This window comes from Fodinibius saliphilus (assembly GCF_005869845.1).
Lineage (GTDB): Bacteria > Bacteroidota > Rhodothermia > Balneolales > Balneolaceae > Fodinibius > Fodinibius saliphilus.
In genome coordinates this window covers 25,931-43,631 of the sequence record NZ_VAWF01000001.1, presented here as the reverse complement: position 1 = coordinate 43,631, position 17,701 = coordinate 25,931, and the positions used below count along the sequence as shown (strand labels likewise).

22 protein-coding genes are annotated in these 17,701 nt (G+C 39.2%); 16 read left to right on the top strand and 6 right to left on the bottom strand.

The features are described 5' to 3' along the window. The first annotated feature begins 1 nt into the window (after window position 1). The 10 genes from FCN14_RS00190 to FCN14_RS00145 all read left to right on the top strand — a co-directional run bounded on the left by FCN14_RS00190 (window position 2) and on the right by FCN14_RS00145 (window position 7,661). Window positions 2–379 (top strand): hypothetical protein, encoded by a 378-nt coding sequence (locus FCN14_RS00190; protein WP_138429072.1) that lies wholly within the window; start codon window positions 2–4, stop codon window positions 377–379. 169 nt (window positions 380–548) lie between these two features. Continuing rightward, window positions 549–1,418, top strand: a complete 870-nt coding sequence (locus tag FCN14_RS00185) for a DUF6615 family protein (protein ID WP_350354169.1) — start codon at window positions 549–551, stop codon at window positions 1,416–1,418. Between the two features lie 172 nt (window positions 1,419–1,590). Next, a complete protein-coding gene (locus FCN14_RS00180) occupies window positions 1,591–2,259 on the top strand; it encodes a hypothetical protein (RefSeq protein ID WP_138429070.1) in 669 nt (222 codons plus the stop codon). A gap of 158 nt (window positions 2,260–2,417) precedes the next feature. Continuing rightward, complete coding sequence (locus FCN14_RS00175) at window positions 2,418–3,218, top strand: DUF5677 domain-containing protein (RefSeq protein ID WP_138429069.1); 801 nt, start codon at window positions 2,418–2,420, stop codon at window positions 3,216–3,218. 159 nt (window positions 3,219–3,377) lie between these two features. Further along, the gene (locus tag FCN14_RS00170) at window positions 3,378–3,908 is read left to right on the top strand and encodes a heavy metal-binding domain-containing protein (protein WP_212747535.1); all 531 of its coding nucleotides are present in this window, start codon (window positions 3,378–3,380) and stop codon (window positions 3,906–3,908) included. Window positions 3,909–4,087: 179 nt separating this feature from the next. After that, window positions 4,088–4,543: a YybH family protein gene (locus FCN14_RS00165; RefSeq protein WP_171032751.1), complete on the top strand. Its 456-nt coding sequence runs from the start codon at window positions 4,088–4,090 to the stop codon at window positions 4,541–4,543. 60 nt (window positions 4,544–4,603) lie between these two features. Beyond that, window positions 4,604–5,080, top strand: a complete 477-nt coding sequence (locus FCN14_RS00160; RefSeq protein WP_212747534.1) for a YybH family protein — start codon at window positions 4,604–4,606, stop codon at window positions 5,078–5,080. A gap of 35 nt (window positions 5,081–5,115) precedes the next feature. Beyond that, complete coding sequence (locus tag FCN14_RS00155; protein ID WP_138429066.1) at window positions 5,116–5,697, top strand: Crp/Fnr family transcriptional regulator; 582 nt, start codon at window positions 5,116–5,118, stop codon at window positions 5,695–5,697. A 67-nt stretch (window positions 5,698–5,764) separates the two neighbouring features. Continuing rightward, entirely contained in the window at window positions 5,765–6,502 is a 738-nt protein-coding gene (locus tag FCN14_RS00150) for an SDR family oxidoreductase (protein ID WP_138429065.1), read from the top strand. Window positions 6,503–6,506: 4 nt separating this feature from the next. Beyond that, on the top strand, window positions 6,507–7,661 hold the full coding sequence (locus FCN14_RS00145; protein ID WP_138429064.1) for a methyltransferase family protein: 1,155 nt from the start codon (window positions 6,507–6,509) through the stop codon (window positions 7,659–7,661). Window positions 7,662–7,985: 324 nt separating this feature from the next. Here FCN14_RS00145 and FCN14_RS00140 read toward each other — a convergent pair whose 3' ends face one another. Then, window positions 7,986–8,348, bottom strand: a complete 363-nt coding sequence (locus tag FCN14_RS00140) for a hypothetical protein (RefSeq protein ID WP_138429063.1) — start codon at window positions 8,346–8,348, stop codon at window positions 7,986–7,988. Window positions 8,349–8,555: 207 nt separating this feature from the next. Between FCN14_RS00140 and FCN14_RS00135 the strand changes: the two genes are divergently transcribed. Next, complete coding sequence (locus FCN14_RS00135; protein ID WP_138429062.1) at window positions 8,556–8,927, top strand: hypothetical protein; 372 nt, start codon at window positions 8,556–8,558, stop codon at window positions 8,925–8,927. Window positions 8,928–9,065: 138 nt separating this feature from the next. Here the strand turns inward: FCN14_RS00135 and FCN14_RS00130 are convergent, their stop codons facing one another. Continuing rightward, entirely contained in the window at window positions 9,066–9,296 is a 231-nt protein-coding gene (locus FCN14_RS00130) for a hypothetical protein (protein ID WP_138429061.1), read from the bottom strand. A 194-nt stretch (window positions 9,297–9,490) separates the two neighbouring features. Next, window positions 9,491–10,318, bottom strand: coding sequence for a hypothetical protein (locus tag FCN14_RS00125; protein WP_138429060.1), 828 nt, complete (start codon window positions 10,316–10,318; stop codon window positions 9,491–9,493). A 366-nt stretch (window positions 10,319–10,684) separates the two neighbouring features. Between FCN14_RS00125 and FCN14_RS00120 the strand changes: the two genes are divergently transcribed. The 5 genes from FCN14_RS00120 to FCN14_RS00100 all read left to right on the top strand — a co-directional run bounded on the left by FCN14_RS00120 (window position 10,685) and on the right by FCN14_RS00100 (window position 15,809). Next, window positions 10,685–11,365, top strand: coding sequence for a hypothetical protein (locus FCN14_RS00120; RefSeq protein ID WP_138429059.1), 681 nt, complete (start codon window positions 10,685–10,687; stop codon window positions 11,363–11,365). Window positions 11,366–11,667: 302 nt separating this feature from the next. Continuing rightward, the gene (locus FCN14_RS00115; RefSeq protein ID WP_138429058.1) at window positions 11,668–12,012 is read left to right on the top strand and encodes a DUF6122 family protein; all 345 of its coding nucleotides are present in this window, start codon (window positions 11,668–11,670) and stop codon (window positions 12,010–12,012) included. A 119-nt stretch (window positions 12,013–12,131) separates the two neighbouring features. Then, window positions 12,132–13,460 carry a carbohydrate porin gene (locus FCN14_RS00110; protein ID WP_138429057.1) on the top strand — a complete coding sequence of 443 codons (1,329 nt, stop codon included), beginning with the start codon at window positions 12,132–12,134 and terminating at the stop codon, window positions 13,458–13,460. A 413-nt stretch (window positions 13,461–13,873) separates the two neighbouring features. Then, window positions 13,874–14,488, top strand: a complete 615-nt coding sequence (locus FCN14_RS00105) for a hypothetical protein (protein ID WP_138429056.1) — start codon at window positions 13,874–13,876, stop codon at window positions 14,486–14,488. A gap of 664 nt (window positions 14,489–15,152) precedes the next feature. Further along, window positions 15,153–15,809, top strand: coding sequence for a hypothetical protein (locus tag FCN14_RS00100; protein WP_138429055.1), 657 nt, complete (start codon window positions 15,153–15,155; stop codon window positions 15,807–15,809). Between the two features lie 69 nt (window positions 15,810–15,878). On the opposite strand, the gene FCN14_RS00095 is transcribed toward FCN14_RS00100, so the two are convergent. From FCN14_RS00095 to FCN14_RS00090, 3 genes are all read right to left on the bottom strand, one after another. Then, window positions 15,879–16,040: a DUF1328 domain-containing protein gene (locus FCN14_RS00095; RefSeq protein ID WP_138429054.1), complete on the bottom strand. Its 162-nt coding sequence runs from the start codon at window positions 16,038–16,040 to the stop codon at window positions 15,879–15,881. Between the two features lie 709 nt (window positions 16,041–16,749). After that, window positions 16,750–16,989: a hypothetical protein gene (locus FCN14_RS15640; protein WP_171032750.1), complete on the bottom strand. Its 240-nt coding sequence runs from the start codon at window positions 16,987–16,989 to the stop codon at window positions 16,750–16,752. A 13-nt stretch (window positions 16,990–17,002) separates the two neighbouring features. After that, on the bottom strand, window positions 17,003–17,599 hold the full coding sequence (locus tag FCN14_RS00090; RefSeq protein ID WP_138429053.1) for an NHL repeat-containing protein: 597 nt from the start codon (window positions 17,597–17,599) through the stop codon (window positions 17,003–17,005). Window positions 17,600–17,701 lie beyond the last annotated feature (102 nt).

Here is a 17,701-nt window from a genome sequence, read left to right as displayed (position 1 = left end):
TATGAAGACTTTGATTGGGACGCTCATTTTTATAACAGCGATTTCTACAGGAAACTTATTCGGTCAATCTCCTGCAGAATACATCTGTAATAATTTTAACGGTGAACTTTCTACTGTTATTGAGGGAAGAAGCTTTGTTGGTGAAACTTACAGGTGTGACGTTAAAGAACAGTGGGATATGGCAATACAAAGTGAAATCAACCTAATGGCAACAGAAGATAAATACGTTGGTAAATTAGAAGATGAATGGAAAAAAACTGCTGTTGATTCTGAAAATTATTATCGAGGAAGTTTCCCCTTCGAATCAGATGAATATTATATCGTAAATCTTTACGTGCCTTATCAACAGAAAACAGATCATTTTTTCATAGCGCAGTAAGATAAAATACAGCTAACCCGCGCATTAACGCGGACAGGCCTCGCCATCTACTTGCCTCCCTTTCATTTATTAGTTAATCTTTCGTTTTGTAATAAATTCAACATCCTGGCGCCTGCCGGTTATGCGCCATATCGTTAGGCTGCTTTAAACTCAACCTTAAAAAATTTGCATGAATTATTTATGTAACACCTTTAGGAGTTTGGCTTTTCGAACTTGGGATGTCTTACAGAAAGGACGTGGTGTAGATTATCAAATTGGAGAAGAAACGATAACAGATTTTAACGTTCTAGAATTAAAAACAAGGCATTCTGGAAAGATATTTACTAAGACATTCACTAAGGCCAAAGAAGGAAAAACTGGGGCTGATTGGGAATGGTGGTTTAGAGATAAAAATGGTTTGTGGCTTGGGTTTCGAGTACAAGCTAAAATTATTGAATTAGAATCCTCAAAGTTTGCACATTTACATTATTACACCAAGAAAAAAGGTGCAAATGGTAACTCTTTTCGAGTTTATCAATCCGATAAACTTGTAGAAAGAGCTTTGAATAATAGTCCTAAAAGAATCCCGCTTTACTGTTTATATGCCCAATGGCCAAATAATTCAGTACGTATAAATTGGAGATGTGGAACCTTTGGTCCTACGCCTGAAAGTTTTGGCTGTTCCATTTTATCAGCATTCAAAGTCATCAATTTTAGAAACCAAAATGAAACAAATAAATTATCGGAAATAATTAATGATCTTTCTCCTTGGCATTGTTTAGTCTGTTGTCAAGGATACAGCTACAACAATGATGGGTTAGTTACCAAAATTTATAACTACTGGAGAAATGTGATCCTTGAGAGAGACAAAGATGAAGTATTTTCAAATCAAATTGACAAAGAATCGGAAGGAGACGGAATATCTTCTGAGCTAATCGAAGCCTACAATAATATTGAGCCTACTAGAAATCCACCTAGTTATGTAATTGGACTATTAAATAATGAATTAGAAGAACCACCAACAGATTTAAATAGAGTCACAATCTTTAGTGAAGAATAATTCGCAGCAGCCTAACCCGCGCATTAAGCGGACACGCCTCGCCTGGGCTTGCCATTTTCTGGCTTTTTAGCTCTCCGTTCGTTATTTAATAAATCAACATTCATTCGCGTGCAGCTTATGCGCAATGTCGTTATAGAGCAAATCTTAATTGCAACTAACTACAAATCAAGTTATGTCTGAACAAACCTTAATTGATCTATTTGGCCAATATATTCAGGCAAGTGGCATTTTCATAGCATTGGTTAGTGTTTATGCCTTTTTTAGATTGGAAAAAATAAAGGACTTATTGATTGGCCAAGGAAAAGCAGTATTTAAATCTCAAACTGAGATTAAAAACGGGAAAATCGAAAGTCCTCAGTTACCTGAATTACCAGAGATACCCGAATTATGTGATAAATACTATAGAAGACTGAGAGGTTCAATTGACCGAAATAATATTTATGGAGTTGAAGAAGGTTTAATAAGGATTGCAATCAAGGAAACTAAGACAAATAACAAAACAATCCATGGTTATTGTAAGCATATTTTGCCAAAGTTTATTGAGACTAAAAATTATAAAAAAGGTATAAAGTGTTTGTCCATGTGGGTTATTTCACTCTTTGCCCTCACAATTATACTTTGTTTTTTCTCAATTAGAGCAACTGAATATGGTTATCATTATTACGATATAGACGCAATAACTTTGTTCTATATAGTTAGTTCTTTTTTTGTAGTGTCTTTATTTATGACTGCTTATTTAATTTTTAAATCCAACTTTCAACTTGTCGGTTTTGAAAATGTAACGAAAGAAGAGTGCTGCAAGTTGAAAAATGAAAATCCTGAAATTAAGGAACTTTATTAGACTTGCTCTATAACCAGCGCATTAAGCGGACAGGCCTCGCCAATCCTTGCCCGCCTCCCATTTATTAGTTAACCTTTCATTTTGTAATTAATTCGACACTCTGGCGCCTGCAGCTTATGCGCAATGTCGTTAGTGTGCTTTTGTAAAATCCATTTCAAATGCAATCAAAAATTCCTGAAAAAGAAATAATTGAGTGCTCTAAAAATATTGTTGCCTTAGCTCCAATGTTGATATTTGATTTAGCTGAGAAAGCAGACAAATCAAAGGATTTTTATTTGCGAAATTGTATTGCTAAAGCCAGTTCTTTGCTTGATTCGATATTATCTCTTTACCAAAAAGAGTATTATGATAACGCTTTAATCTTATACCGTTCATTACTTGATAGATTAGTTCACGTTTACTACTTAAGTAAGAATGATTTATTTCAGGAATTTAAATTCGAAACGCTTATTGCAAACTTTGAACATGTTAACAATGCAAGAAGTGACCAATCACTTGAAGGAATATTAGAAGATCCGTTGTTCCAGATTTCAAAAGAGGAAAGAAAAAAGTACCGAAAATATAAACAGAATTCAGAGGGTTGGAATAAACCTGATCCTAAAACAGTCTTAAAAGAAAATGACTTAGGATTCCTGTATAAATTTGGGTACGACTATGCATCAAGACGAGTTCATCCAACTTATTTTGATGGATATTCTGAATTTCACACTCTTACAAAGTTAGAACCCAATCCTTATGACAAATTTGAGGACCAGACCATTATCAATAATTCAGTGTTAATTACAAGTGTTTTAATACCTGAATGTTTAACCAATTCGAACTTTGGCTTTAGACGTGTTGTATTCGATTATTTTAAATCCATCCATAACTTATTGCATGGCAAAGGTGATAAGGACTATAGAAAAAGATTTGCAAAAATTGCCAAACTATTTAAACAAGAAGTCTCTTTAAGCAAATAATACAGCACACTAACCAGCGCTTCAAGGGGACGCGCCTCGCCAGATCTTGCCACTTTTTGGCTTTTTACCTTACCGTTCATTATTTAACAGATCAACGTTAATCCGCGCGCACCTTAAGCGCCAGGTCGTTAGGCTTACTAAATCAAAATTCAGCTATTTATGGAATGTGACAATTGTGGAGAAAAAATTTCAGTTTGGAGTACCAGCTATTCAATTGGTGATATGTCTATTTGCTCTGATTGTCACGAAAAACATTATGATGAGCTTAAAGCTAAATCTTTAGCCGAAGATCCCAACTTTGAACCTGAACCATCAATAGATCCAGATGATCTTGAAAAGATTATTTTAACTACAGAAACAAATACAAAAGACTTAGCAATTGAAGAACGCTTGGGAGTAATTAGTTCTGAATCAGCTCTGGGTATGAATATGTTTCGTGATATTTTTACGAATGTCAGAGATTTAGTTGGTGGGCAAAGTGTTTCTACTCAAAAGATTCTTAAAGATTTGAAGTCAACTGCTTTTCAAGATATTCGAGAGCAAGCCTATAAACTTGGAGCTGATGCAGTAGTCGCTATCGATTTAGATTATAGTGAATTTTCAGGTTCAGGAAGATCAATGTTATTCTTAGTTGCTACCGGTACGGCAGTCAAACTTAAAGAAGAAACTGTAAGTCAAGATCAAACGTAAGCCTAACCCGCGCATTAAGCGGACACGCCTCGCCAATTCTTTACCCCTCTTGGTTTTAAGTCTCTTCTTTCGTTAGTTGCTAATTCAACATTTATTCGCGTGCAGCTTATGCGCAATGTCGTTATGTGGCATTAACAAATATGAAAAGCATTATGGGATATAATAGAATTTTAGTTTTAATGCTAACTTGCACATTGCTTGCCTGCAACCAAGTTTCTGAAAATAAAATCAAGAGCGATGAAGCCATGATAGCAGATCAGATGGATACCATTGAAGAATTGGTAAGTGCAGGGGTTTCAACAGATTCCATACTCACCCAATATCTAGAACTATTTATTGATGACCCGGTACTGATTCCTCCAGGCAGGAGTGTTATTCAAGGTCGTGATTCGGCCTTAGGATTTTACAAAAATGCCTTCAGCAATATCGAAATACTCGATGTTGTATATGAGGAACCAGTAATCCTAATTGATGGAGATATGGCTGCACGTCGATTTACTGGAACAACTAAAATCCAGATTAAAGGACAAGTAGATACCTTACTGTCGACAAGCCGGTACGTTGATGTATTACAAAAACAGCCAGACGGAAAGTGGCGTATAGCATGGCACGCATGGGAACAGGTAGATTGGTGAATAAATAACGCTGACTGACAACTACTTTTCAGTAAAATGAAAAATTATTATGGAGGATTTATGAAAGTATTTATACTGATCACATTGACATTTTTTTTTGGTTCATGTACTCAGAAAGATTACAACAAGAGCCAATACGAAGAAGACATTGTCTTAATAGATGAGCTGCGAGAAACAGAATTAGAGGCTGCACGAGCAGGTAATGTGGATTCACTTATGGCAATCAGAACCGATGATTTTGTTGCAATGCTCCCGGATATGCCAGCTATCGAAGGAAAAGAAGATGTCCGGGAAGCTCTTATTGCTATGTTCGGGAAAATGGAAGAATTTGAGCATAACACACGATCTGAAGAAATTATAGTCTCTGGGGATTGGGCCATTCAACGGGGGACTTTTACCGATAGAGTAACCTTAAAATCCAGTGGAGAAACCATGGCTTACGAGGGGAAATTTCTCTGGATACTTGAACGACAAGATGATGGATCATGGAAATATTCTATTCAAATGTCGAATAGAAATGAATCTATTTCAGACTAAACTGTAATAAGAATTAAGTCATAATAGACTATCTAATGAATAAGCAAAGCGGATTTATAGCGCTAATTAAAACGATTACGGATTTACCACCCGAACAGGAAGAAAAATTCATTGCTCTTCTTTCTATAAAACATATAAACAGTGGAGAATTCTTTGTGAAGGCTGGCCGGATTTCCCGAAATATTGCCTTTGTAAACCAAGGCCTATTTAGGTATTTCTACACGACTGAAGAAGGCGTAGAATTCACCAAAGGTTTTTTTGACAGTCGTTCGGTACTAAGTGCTTATGATGCTCTCCTTGAAAATAGTCCGGCTCACTATTCCATTGAGGCACTGGAGGATGCAGTAATCGAAATGGTAGATTACGATAAATTTAGACAGCTGTTTTCTGAAGATCCCTGCTGGAATGAATTCTTGGTGGCACTTCTCCAGAAAGGATACGTGGCCAAAGTACGCAGAGAGCGGGAGTTTCTATTGATGGATGCCGAGCAGCGGTACCTCACATTTCTGAGACGATATCCTGATCTCGAAAAAAGGATCAAACAGCATATTATCGCTTCTTATATAGGCATTGCACCCGAATCGCTCAGCCGGATAAGAAAAAAACAGACCTCTTAACATAGATCAATGTCTGCCCGCCTTGGGGTCTGTAGATTGTACCATAATCAAAACGAATACAACGATCATGGTACTTGAAAACAATACTATCCTTATAACCGGCGGAAGTTCCGGCATCGGCCTGGAGTTGGCCCAAAGACTCATCGAACGTAATAATAAGGTGCTAATTTGCGGACGAACGGCAGATAAGCTGAAACTGGCTAAGAAGAAATTGCCGCAAATCAAATACCTGCAATGTGATATTTCAAAGCCGTCGGATTGTGAACGACTGCGCAACTGGGTGTTGGAGAAACATCCCGATTGCAATATATTGATCAATAATGCCGCTATCGTCCACATCGAAAATTTTTTTCGAGATGACGATATTCTTGATAAAGCCGATGCCGAAATTCAGACCAATCTGATGGCTCCCATTCGGCTCTCCAAACTATTCGCCCCTATCCTTAGGAATAATAAAAATCCGTCGATTATAACCATTACTACCGGACTGGTTTATGTACCGCGTACTATTTATCCATTCTATAATGCTACCAAATCAGCCTTGCATTCATTTGTGCAGGTGCTGAGGTCACAATCCTCTGATTCCTTAATTAATATCATTGAAGTCCAATTTCCGGCAGTGGATACGCCCTGGCATCAAGGTAATCCGCCAGATATAGCAATTACTGTTGAAGAAGCCGTTGAAAAAATGATTAAAGGATTAGAGAAGGGAGATAAGGAAATACAAGTAGGAAAAGTGAAGATGCTATATCTGTTATCACGTCTTGCTCCAAAGCTTGCCTTCCGTAAACTAAATAGCTTATAAACCGATGGAACAAGAGAAAAACAATTCAACGAAGAACGTCACACGTGGTGCCTTTTGGGCCAGTATCATATTTTATGGACTGATCGCATTTGAATTCTTTTATATGTTCAGTCCCTTTGCTGCGTATATTTACAGCATCTATGGACCGGGCCTTGACACGCTGAATCTTACAGGTTCTACCAGCTGGCTTATCAGCTTTTTTATGCCCCACATTGCTCGTGAAACGCAATCGGTATTCATAACTTGGCATGAAATGATTGGCATGACGTTGTTTCTGGGAGGATTTGCGGCTTTCCTAATAGGCGCTGCTCAAATCTACTGGAGTAAACTGAAAAATAGTGGTGCCGTTTTCGGTGGCATCTATAACCACATCCGGCACCCGCAATACCTTGCACTTATGATATCCAGCTTTGGAATGGTGCTGGTCTGGCCCCGTTATCTTGTGTTGCTTGGATTTGTAACGGTATGCTTTGCATACTTCTTCCTCGCCCGAATAGAAGAAGGCTCATGCAAGCAAAGGTTTGACGGCTATGGCGATTATTGCTCCCAAACCGGGATGTTTTTTTTACCTGTCATTGAACAGCTTTTTTATAAGTTGCCATGGCCTCATAAAAGATGGAGCCGTATCATAGCATCACTTGGACTTTATCTATGTGTTTTAATGATGGCTTTTTCCGCAGCAAGGGCTATTCATCTTTATTCAGTAAACAATCTCTATACCTATACAACAGAGAAAGAAGTATATCTTTCATTAGGCCAAATTGATGCTGATGAGATCTCAGAAATGGTCCATATAGTAAAATCCGATTCTTCTGTGGCGGCCTCTTTGGTTGAATTTCAAGATCCGGATCAACGGTTTATTAATTATGTGATGCCGGCTTCACTATTTGTGTCTGAAGTGCCAATGTATATACCGGAGGGTCAAGTGCCTACCCATGAATGGCCCAGTAATAAAGACCAAAGCCGCTACAAAATTATTTTCTCCCTGGCTCATTTTAGTCCCGAGAGCCAGGCTAAAGATCTGGACATCTTGCTTCGGGCTATAAATAAAACTCCGGTTCTGGAAGTCTGGATTGATCGTTCCTCCCAAACGATTGAAAAGATACTGAACTCAACACCTGATCAGTATTATGAGGGAATGCCTGTTCCGGTTTTCTAATTGAGAAGCATACATAATACACAGTCTAATATCTTGATATAAATCCTACAGCCACCTAACCCCTTTAAAAAGGAAAATGTCAAGCAGACAGTCCTCACCTAGGTGTTCGTTTAATTTTACTCAATAAATCCTATAACCATAACCTGTAACTGGCAACCGGTTTCGTTTGATCACGTTCGGATTACCTGCCGGCATCCAAACCCCTTTTCGGGCTTATCTTCCGCCAATGGGCAGAAGCTGCAGCTCTGTGGGAGCTACTATCCCAGATCTCCGGCCGGCCAGCCAGCCTATTCCCCAATCCCGCGCACGGGCTCGGTGTCCCTCTTAGGCGTTCGGGTTTATAGGCTGGGGCCAGCAGGTTTGTGAGGCCGCCCGTACAGGCTGCCCCTTACATCCGTTATACTCTTCGTTTCTTGTTAACATATACCACACGCCTTTGGCCAGCTCCTTCCCGACCACGGCTCGCGCTACCGGGCGACCGCTGCGGCGTTTAATCTTGCGATAGAATTTCTTCACAACCTTGTAATGGGTATAGGCCGAGACGGCGGCTTTCACAGGCCCGTCAAAGGTGCCAAAGAAATCCTCCAGTGATCGCCGGGAGGTGGCCTCCCGGACCACTTCCCCGTTGCCGTTAATCGCTACATTTACCATATTATTAGAGTGAAGATCTATTCCTACATAGGTCATGGGGTCCTCCTTGGATTAGTTACAGTTGATACTTCTAATCTAAGTGAGGACTTCCTTTTTGGAAAGATCCCGCGCATTAAGCGGACGTGCCTCGCCCTACCCTGCTGGCTTTTTAGCTTTTCGTTCATTATTTATCAACTAAACATTATTTCGTGCGCCCCTTATGCGCAATGCCGTTAGCTGTACTAAAACAAACGAGAGGTTTTTATGAAAAAAGTAAACTTTGTTCTCATTGCAATTTTCCTGCTTGCTTCTTCATTCGGTTGCCAAAACTCCACCGATCCAAATATTGAAGAAGAAATAAAAAATGTATCGGTCAGTAGTTCTGAAGTTTTTGAATTCAAAACTGGTGTTTCAGGAGACGAAGAAGTAGTCACAATTGAAGAACAACCCAAAAATTATGAAGTAAGTACAATAGTTCGAGATTCAACTACAAATTGGGAAGCAGTCTATCAATACCAATCTGAAAGTGGGTTTCAAGGTAGCGATTATGCTGAGATCAAGATAGGAACAGGATCAGATGGAGCAAGTCCAAATGAAAATATTACGCTGATCAAGCTTAATATTACCGTAAACTAAAGAATAGTACAGCTAACCCCTTTAAGAAGGAAAATGTCAAGCAGACAGTCCTCACCTAGGTATTCGTTTAATTTTACTCAATAAATCCTATAACCATAACCTGTAACTGGCAACCGGTTTCGTTTGATCACGTTCGGATTACCTGCCGGCATCCAACCCCCTTTTCGGGCTTATCCTCCGCCAATGGGCAGAAGCTGCAGCTCTGTGGGAGCTACTATCCCAGATCTTTAACCGGCCAGCCAACCGATGTCCCAATCCCGCGCACGGGCTTTGAGTCCCTCTTAGGCGTTCGGGCTTATCGGTTGGGGCCAGCAGGTTTGCGAGGCTACCCCGCGCATTAAGGGGACGTGCCTCGCCAGAGCTTGCCACCCTCTGGCTTTTTAGCTTTTCGCTGATTATTTAACAACTCAACATTCATTCGCGTGCCCCTTATACGCAAGGTCGTTAGCTGTACTTGAAGTATCCTAATAACCGTAAGTAGAATTAATACATACAAAAGTAAGAAAAGCCCGGAGCAAAGCCCCGGGCTTTTCTTAATTCTCCTGTCGTCTCATGATGCGTGATTACTCGTCACTGTCATCATCTTCATCCTGGACTTCGATCTCCTCTACACCGTTTTCGAATTCTGCTTCAAACTCAAGCAATTGCTGGTGCTGATCCCAGTCGTACTGGCTAAGATCAAGGACGGATCCGTCTGATTGTTCAAACCATCTTACCGGATTAATACGGACGGAAACCACTTGTTGAATATTATCCTCGGTAACCTCAAGTGGTGGATTGAACTCCCGCTCGATTTCAATTTCAGCTTCAGCAAAAACTGTAAAAGATTGTGAATCACCATCAGTAGGCGTAAAAGTACCTACTACCATCATGCTTGCTTCATTTGGCCAATCCGCAAAATCAGAGCGGATGGAATCGATCAAAGCCTGATGCTGTTCCTCTTCTCCCTCTTCCTCATCAAAGTCTAAATCTTCAACTTCGAACTCCAGTTCTTCATACAGGCCGGCCGTAATCTGATTATTTGCCAAGCTCAACGTCTCTTCCCCGAGTGGCAGATCAACGAAGAACGGATCGGATTCAAATTCTTCAAGCTCAGTGGAGTCATCATCAGCCTCGGAAGGATCCATCTCAAACTCTGCTACGATAAATCGGATATCATCGATTTGCAGCGTGCCGTTCGAGCCCTCGATAAGCAATGAATCATGGGAGGATGAAGTGTTGTTGGGGGGAAAAACAGTTTTTGAAGAAGTATTACTAGAAACTGTTTTAAATTGAAGTTCAACATTTCCGTCTCCCAGTTCAGTGTTGGTATTGGTTGTATCACAACTGGTAAGAAAACCAATCAGCAACGCAATCAGCGTAGCGAAAGATAGTAGCTTTGTTAGTTTCATGACTGTAGAGTTAATTTATGATATACTTTTTTATAAATGTGTAACGATTAAATTGAGAAATGGTCATCGTCTTTTTAATAGGATATATGCACTGTTATCTAACTGACTGAGCGTTATAATGTTTCACTATTCTGGTATTCTTTTTAAAGCGGTTTTGTAACGCCGCTCTAAAAAGGAAAATATCAAGTACCGCTATCCCGCGCATTAAGCGGGACGTGCCTCGCCAATTCTTTGCCTCTCTTGGTTTTAAGTTTTTTCTTTCGTTAGTTGCTTATTCAACAAAAATCCGTGCGCCGCTTATGCGCCGGGTCGTTAAGTGTCCATTTTTCTATTTATTTCCTAACTCTATTAATCAAAATAAGTTCAATGAGAAAAATCAAAAAGTCCATAAGCCATATACCGAAACATTTTAAAAGCAATACGTTATTCGCAATTTTTTTTACAGTCCTCATTGTTGGCTTTACAGGCTGTCAAAATAATACCTCTCCAAATCACGAAGAAAAGCAACAATCAGAGCAAGAGTTAAAAGGCTATGGCAATTGGACTCCGGAAAGTTATTCTAATTACTATTGGAGTGGTATAAATTCCAAAAATAGTAAGATAATGAAGATGAGATCTCTTCATACAGATACTACTGATTCTGCAGGTTGGGATATTATAAAGTTCTCAGAACCTGATTCAACTTGGTTAGAAATCCAATCTGATGGACAAAATAATGAATTTATTGTTCAATATATCGACAGTACTCTTAACCTTGATACATTTGGGCAGATGTTAGTGGACAATGGGGGCTTTCAAATAAAAACCCCTTTTACAGATGATAGCGTTTATGCTTCTATATGGAAACCACGCGAATATCGATCCATTTTTAATGTAAGAAATCGCATGATCTGCGATTCCACCTATTCTTTTAGCAACGAAAGGGTAGATGTTATATTTGAGATCAGAAAAGATTTCAGTCCGGATAGTTCTTATCACTTAAAGCGAATTTATCGCTTTGATGCAGAAGGAATGCATGCTGCGGCATCAGCTATGATGTGTGATTAATCAGTATATCACTGCCAAGATTTCAACAATAAATATCCGGCCACCCTTCCCTTACAAAGGAAATGTGAACCTGTCGGCTGGGTAATCACCTAAGGTTCTTCTTTTTTCTTCAATCCATAAATCCTACTTCTTACAAACTATTGTTAGCAACCGGTGTCGCTGATCACGGTCGAATTGCCTGCCAACTTTGTCCCCTTTGTTTTTCTAGGTACCCTATCAAAGGTACACTACTACAACAATCAGACAGCTACCGAATACATATTATTGCGACCGACTCTTATCCACCATCACAACTTACTGGTATGATTCATATCGCTCTACACTTTATTGTACCCCTGCTGGTCGCTTTCATATTTTATGCCGAGCGATGGTACAGTGCAGCTCTCATTATGATTATCACCATGCTCGTGGATGCCGATCATCTGTTAGCTGATCCTATCTATGACCCCGCCCGCTGTTCTATTGGTTATCATCCACTACACACCATACCGGCTATCATAATCTATGCCATACTGTTTGTTGTTCCACTTATAGCGCTTCGACATTCCGACAGTAATCTCTTTCCCCCTACGGCCCGCATACTGCATCTAATTGGACTGGGGCTTCTAATCCACATGGCGCTAGACGGAATCGACTGCCTGTTTTGATTTCATCCGAAAGACCTGCACCAATGTGTCCGGCAAAACGCATTGCCCCCAACGATTTGATCAAATTTTGCATTTAATATTCTCTAAAGACTTTTTTTAACAGAAGGTATTTTTGGTTGATGCACAAATATATTTTTCTGCCTTTATTTCTGTACGCTTTGGCCTGTTGCAGTACTCCTGCCCTTGCCCAGTCCGGTGACGAGGCTCCTTCAATCTGGACACGAGAAAATGCTACCGGCAGCTGGAACGGTCTGCGCCTGAAGTTGGAGGATCACGGTCTCGGTGTTGATGTGAACCTCATAACCGAGGTAATGGGAAACATTGCCGGCGGCATTAAACAAGAGGCTGTATTCATAGAAAACCTCGACTTCAAGGTACTCATGGATACAGAAAAGCTGATCGGCTGGAGCGGATCTAACATACTACTCTCCACTCTACAAAATAATGGACAGAGCATCAGTGCCCATGCCGGTGATGTACAGGGTATCAGTAATATTGAAGCCGTAAAAACGATCCGGCTCTTTGAGGCATGGATCCAGCAAAACCTGTTTAAAAACAAACTGTCCATTTTGGGCGGTCTCTACGATATCAATTCTGAATTCGACTTTATGGAGTCGGCCTCCCTCTTTATTCAGAGCTCTCAGGGTCTGGGCGGTGACTTTGCCGGCAGCGGGCTGATCGGGCCACCCACCTTTCCTATAGCCGGACTGGGAGGACGCATAAAATATGTGCCCAACCGTAAAATTTACCTGCAGGCGGGCATCTTCGACGGTGTGCCCGGGGCCCCGGGCGAAATTGACCATGCCGATTTTAGCTGGAATAAAAGGGGAGGATCGTTGGTCATGGCCGAACTTGGACTGCTCTCTTTCGGGGATAACACCTTTAAACCACAACAGGGACTCACTACCCGTCAGCAACGAAGTCATGTCGGCAGAGAGGTCTCCAGCGACTACCAAAGCAAAATTGCCTTCGGTGCGTGGAACTACAGCCGGAACTATGTTTCGGAACGGTATGGGCTTTCTCGCCCCGGTATTACTGATAACCAGAACGACCAAGGAATCTATATCCTGGCCGATTGGAAATGGAATCCCAATCCACAAAAACCCTATCAGCAGCTCTCCATTTTTGGCCGTATTGGCTTTGCGGAAAATGAAGTCAGCCGTTTTAAATCGTATGGAGGCGGGGGTATCACCTTTAAAGGTATCCTCCCCGGTGACCCCAACGGACTAATGGGACTTTCCATTGCTTCGGTACAAGACAGCAAACTTTTTCAACGTATCAACCCGGGAATCGACGATTTTGAAACCGCAATAGAATGGACATACTTATCAAAAGTAGTACCCTGGCTCAACGTTCAGCCGGATTTACAATATATCATTAGCCCGGGTACAGCCCCCAACCGTGAAAATGTCTGGATCCTGGGATTGCGCACTGACATTATACTGTAGTCATAGTCTTAAAGGAGCAGTATATCCAATAGTTTAACGATGAATATTTGTACTGTACTCTTTATCTCTATCCAAAAAATATTCAACTAAATAATAAAAGATTGCCGAAACCACCCCAACAACTTTCACTGCATGTATACGACCAAGAGAATAAATGTCATATATCATTACTGGAATTACCATCAGCCGACTGCTTATAAACTGAAATAAGATAATCACGTTAAAAATCGAGATCCTGAACTAAATTCAGGATGACACGCAGACTTTGAAGGTCCTGTTTTATGATATGAAGAGATATAAACCTCAGCCTTTTACCTACTGCAAAAGCTCATAACAGCAAGAAGATGAAGCCCTAATTTTTTACCCGCAAACTTTGTTTTACAAAGTACTTTCAATATATAAAGGTGATACCTATGGAAACATATTCAAAACTTTTTAAATCTATTGGCAAGTTGGCACTTGCCACTGTAATCCTATTGCTTCTACCCTTATTGGCGATGCAGTATACCAACGAAGTTATGTGGACTCTAAGCGATTTCATTGTCGGCGGTATTCTTATATTCAGCACGGGCGTTACCTACCTACTGGTTACCCAGAAACTGGCACCTAAGATCGGTAATAAAAGCATCTATAAAATCGCCGTCGGTTTTACACTTTTTTCGGGCCTCTTTCTCATCTGGGCCAATCTTGCCGTTGGCATCATTGGAGCGGAAAATAATCCCTTCAATCTGATCTATTTCGGAGTAATTGCAATCGGAATCATTGGCAGTCTTATTACCCGATTTAAACCTAAAGAAATGTCTCACCTCATGTTTGCAACAGCAATATGCTTGGTTGGTATCACCATAAATGCGTTGACATCTGGAATGCAAAACAATCCTGACAGTTCTGTATTCGAAATATTGGGGATCAATGGTCTTTTCATATCTCTATTTCTTGTATCAGCTTTGCTCTTCCGATATACCACAGGAAAAATAACAAACACAGACCCAAACTCTTCTAACGGGCCCAAAATACAGCAAAACTAACTTCCAAAAATCATGATATGATAGATTAAAAAATACTCCCCTTATTTCCCTTACACTCCATTTATTGATACAAGATTTGTTATTGGAGCGATAGAGTTACAGAGATGCTATAATCGAATCTATTAACCAATAGCGGAAGAATCCTGGTATGAGCTATGTTTTGTAATAGGATCTTTTGCCTACCACTCTTTTTATAGTTACACTTTTATTTCATGCTAAAATAGTACATCGGTAATTTACTAGTAGAGCTGTGTATATATTTTTAAGCGCATCATTTACTTGTAAAAACTATTATTCTTTTATTCGTTTCTGATCTCATGTAGCAGCTCCAAATCAAACAATAAATACAGCAGCTGGGAAAAATGATATTTTCAACGGAAAAATCATCTATAAATACCAGTTCAAGGATCGTCAAACCGGCATGATATCACTCCTTAGATGAGTCAACGCTTTGAAAAAGGACAATATTACTTTATCAACGCTCTTAATTATAAAGCATCCGATGAAAATGGTAATCTTAAACATCTTTATAACAGTAAAACAAACAACTAATATTACATAAATCCTCCTTTTAGGCAGTATTATCCCACATTCAGCCAACTTTATTATTTCTTTGCATCATTCTACAACAGCCAATAGAATTAATGATTCAAAACTGTAACCTATGACAACTAGCATCCTTTTAGGCCTACTCTCATTTCTCCTATTGGTTGGAATGGCCTTTTTCCTACAAAAAAAGCATTTCCATAATAGCTATCTGGAATTCTTCTCCGGATATATCGTTTTGTTCCTGTTCACATTGTTAGTAGTCTTCGTAGAAGAACTCTGGAAACCGATAATGGGAAAGGGCTACGACCGCCTTCTCTTTTTAGTTGCAATAACAGTTGGCAGCTTGCTCAATACTATTGTTGTGTGGATTATGGTATACTACAAAAGAATGAAAAAAAGTCTCTTGGCCTTATCCATTACCATCATTTTTTTAGCTCCTCTCTTTGCCTATGGTTCACTCTCTGCCTTTCAATGGTATCACCTCGATCGCCATAAAACCACCTATTGTATTGAAAGCGGAGGCGAAACCTACACCCTACGATTAAATAGTGAAAAATCGATCGCCACCATTGGCAAAAAAACCGGGCCTCACGCCTCCTCCCCCTATTTTGTCGGCGATTATAATCAGCAAGGCAATACTAGAATTATCAAAGGTAAACGCTTCATCTCTAAAGATTCTATCCAAAAGAGGCAATATTTGCTAACAAACCAAAAAATTATCGACTTTCCTGAAAAGCGGGACACTACTGCGCTTATAACGTGTATTAAATAACTGTTGCCAAAAGGTTAACTTTACTCTCTGCAGTACTCAGAGCTAATAATCATGCAAGAACATATTAAACTAGACCTTTCTGGGTCCAAAAATCAATGAAATCACAAAAAGAACCAGAAATACATAAAATAATATTTCAGCAATGCCTGCCGCTGTTCCTGCAATTCCTCCAAATCCCAGGATTGCTGCTCTTATTGCAATAATCAAAAAGGTAATACTCCAGCGTAACATAACCTTCTCCTCTTTTTCTGCTCTTATAATTGCCTTCACAACTTTAAAGAAGGTAGTCCCTTTTTTGTTCCCCTTTTTGACTAACGATAGAAATTGCCCGACTGATGTCCAACAGCTATCAAGTTACAAAACAGCGTTAACCATCTTGGCTAATAAGCAGCAATTAACGATGCACAGCACATTTTTATAACAATTTCAAAAAATGTACCACGACTAAAATGGAATACTACTTGAGTCTCGGTTCATGAGGAAGAATTTCACAACAATACCCTTCTGAACATTCATTTTGGCAGAAAAACCCGGGGTAATCTGACACTACCAAAGCTTGTAATCGATTATCTAAATACCCAACGCATTTATTATAATCTGACAAATTATCTGACCTAGTGATTTCTGAAACTGATGAAATATTAGTACTTATCCCCCTTTTCTACCCAGAATTGGTGTGGACTCGTAAATATAACAGACCATATTAGAAATATGGAACTTAAAAATACTTTTAACATAGTAGAGGTATTTTGTGTTAGAGAGTTTATATATGGTTAGTACAACGTGATACTAACTTTATTCAAACTATAATTTTCTGTCCCTATTTCACTTTCAAAAAATAGATACGGTGAATCAAATGCCTTTAACTTTGGAGTATCAAAAATCTTCAAAAATTTCATTCTCCGTTAAGTTGATAATGGCTAAATTATTTTTTTCTCCATTATATTTGGGTATTCAAAATCTGTAAACCAAAAATATCTTCAATCATAGAAAAGGTTATTGCGTATTTATTTAATTCCCTCGGTGAAAGCTGCCTATTTTCTTTCTTTATATTTTTAAAATTCTTAATGGGGAGATCGATAGATTGCAATAACCTTCCATCAAAATCAAAGCTGTATAACTTTTTAAAAGGAGCAATAGCTACTGCAATTTTATCATCTTTAACAGCTGCAGTTGGCAAGCTAGCAAAAGAGCTAAAAATCTCCCCCGTAGTCTCCAATAGAAAAAGGAAGATCCAGAAAACTTTTCATTATAACACCTCCTTTAAGATCAAAGAGATGTAGTAACTTAACCTGGTCTTCAAACATTTTTCGTCCTACTATTAAAATTTTGTCTTCAGAAATTTGGTGCACCTCTGAAAATGGTAAAACTTTTATATTAAAAATCTTCATGAGGGAATCACCTCTGGAATTAAAAAGTGAAAGTTTCCCTGCAAGTTCAGCTGTTAAGAGCCGACCCGAAGATAGCCTGATAGTCGTGATCGGTTGGAGAAAATCACCAGGGCCTTTGCCTATACTCCCATATTCGAAAAGCATTTGGCCTCCTGAGTTAAAAACACACACTTTTTTCGATTTAGCATTCGTAACTATAAAATTTTCAGACTCATCCAAACTAACAGAAACTCTCTGACTGTATATATTTTCAAGCGATATGTTTTCTAAAGTTATGAACTCATCAAACCCTTCTTGAGCATAGATTACTTTAGAATTGAAAAATACAGATAGTAATAAAATGAATATTGCCTTCTCTGATAGGAGATATTTTAAAAAACGGTGTTTATCTTCGATCATAACTTGTGATTTCATACTCGTGTTATAAATAAAAAGCTTACAATTTGTTATTATTCTATCCTTGGATCTTTGGGAGAAATCAAACAACAATATCCTTGTACA

Coding starts and splice junctions, on each gene's coding strand:
- FCN14_RS00190 (WP_138429072.1), top strand. CDS start 2: ATGAAGACTTTGATTGGGACGCTCATTTTTATAACAGCGATTTCTACA.
- FCN14_RS00185 (WP_350354169.1), top strand. CDS start 549: ATGAATTATTTATGTAACACCTTTAGGAGTTTGGCTTTTCGAACTTGG.
- FCN14_RS00180 (WP_138429070.1), top strand. CDS start 1,591: ATGTCTGAACAAACCTTAATTGATCTATTTGGCCAATATATTCAGGCA.
- FCN14_RS00175 (WP_138429069.1), top strand. CDS start 2,418: ATGCAATCAAAAATTCCTGAAAAAGAAATAATTGAGTGCTCTAAAAAT.
- FCN14_RS00170 (WP_212747535.1), top strand. CDS start 3,378: ATGGAATGTGACAATTGTGGAGAAAAAATTTCAGTTTGGAGTACCAGC.
- FCN14_RS00165 (WP_171032751.1), top strand. CDS start 4,088: ATGCTAACTTGCACATTGCTTGCCTGCAACCAAGTTTCTGAAAATAAA.
- FCN14_RS00160 (WP_212747534.1), top strand. CDS start 4,604: ATGAAAGTATTTATACTGATCACATTGACATTTTTTTTTGGTTCATGT.
- FCN14_RS00155 (WP_138429066.1), top strand. CDS start 5,116: ATGAATAAGCAAAGCGGATTTATAGCGCTAATTAAAACGATTACGGAT.
- FCN14_RS00150 (WP_138429065.1), top strand. CDS start 5,765: ATGGTACTTGAAAACAATACTATCCTTATAACCGGCGGAAGTTCCGGC.
- FCN14_RS00145 (WP_138429064.1), top strand. CDS start 6,507: ATGGAACAAGAGAAAAACAATTCAACGAAGAACGTCACACGTGGTGCC.
- FCN14_RS00140 (WP_138429063.1), bottom strand. CDS start 8,348: ATGACCTATGTAGGAATAGATCTTCACTCTAATAATATGGTAAATGTA.
- FCN14_RS00135 (WP_138429062.1), top strand. CDS start 8,556: ATGAAAAAAGTAAACTTTGTTCTCATTGCAATTTTCCTGCTTGCTTCT.
- FCN14_RS00125 (WP_138429060.1), bottom strand. CDS start 10,318: ATGAAACTAACAAAGCTACTATCTTTCGCTACGCTGATTGCGTTGCTG.
- FCN14_RS00120 (WP_138429059.1), top strand. CDS start 10,685: ATGAGAAAAATCAAAAAGTCCATAAGCCATATACCGAAACATTTTAAA.
- FCN14_RS00115 (WP_138429058.1), top strand. CDS start 11,668: ATGATTCATATCGCTCTACACTTTATTGTACCCCTGCTGGTCGCTTTC.
- FCN14_RS00110 (WP_138429057.1), top strand. CDS start 12,132: ATGCACAAATATATTTTTCTGCCTTTATTTCTGTACGCTTTGGCCTGT.
- FCN14_RS00105 (WP_138429056.1), top strand. CDS start 13,874: ATGGAAACATATTCAAAACTTTTTAAATCTATTGGCAAGTTGGCACTT.
- FCN14_RS00100 (WP_138429055.1), top strand. CDS start 15,153: ATGACAACTAGCATCCTTTTAGGCCTACTCTCATTTCTCCTATTGGTT.
- FCN14_RS00095 (WP_138429054.1), bottom strand. CDS start 16,040: ATGTTACGCTGGAGTATTACCTTTTTGATTATTGCAATAAGAGCAGCA.
- FCN14_RS00090 (WP_138429053.1), bottom strand. CDS start 17,599: ATGATCGAAGATAAACACCGTTTTTTAAAATATCTCCTATCAGAGAAG.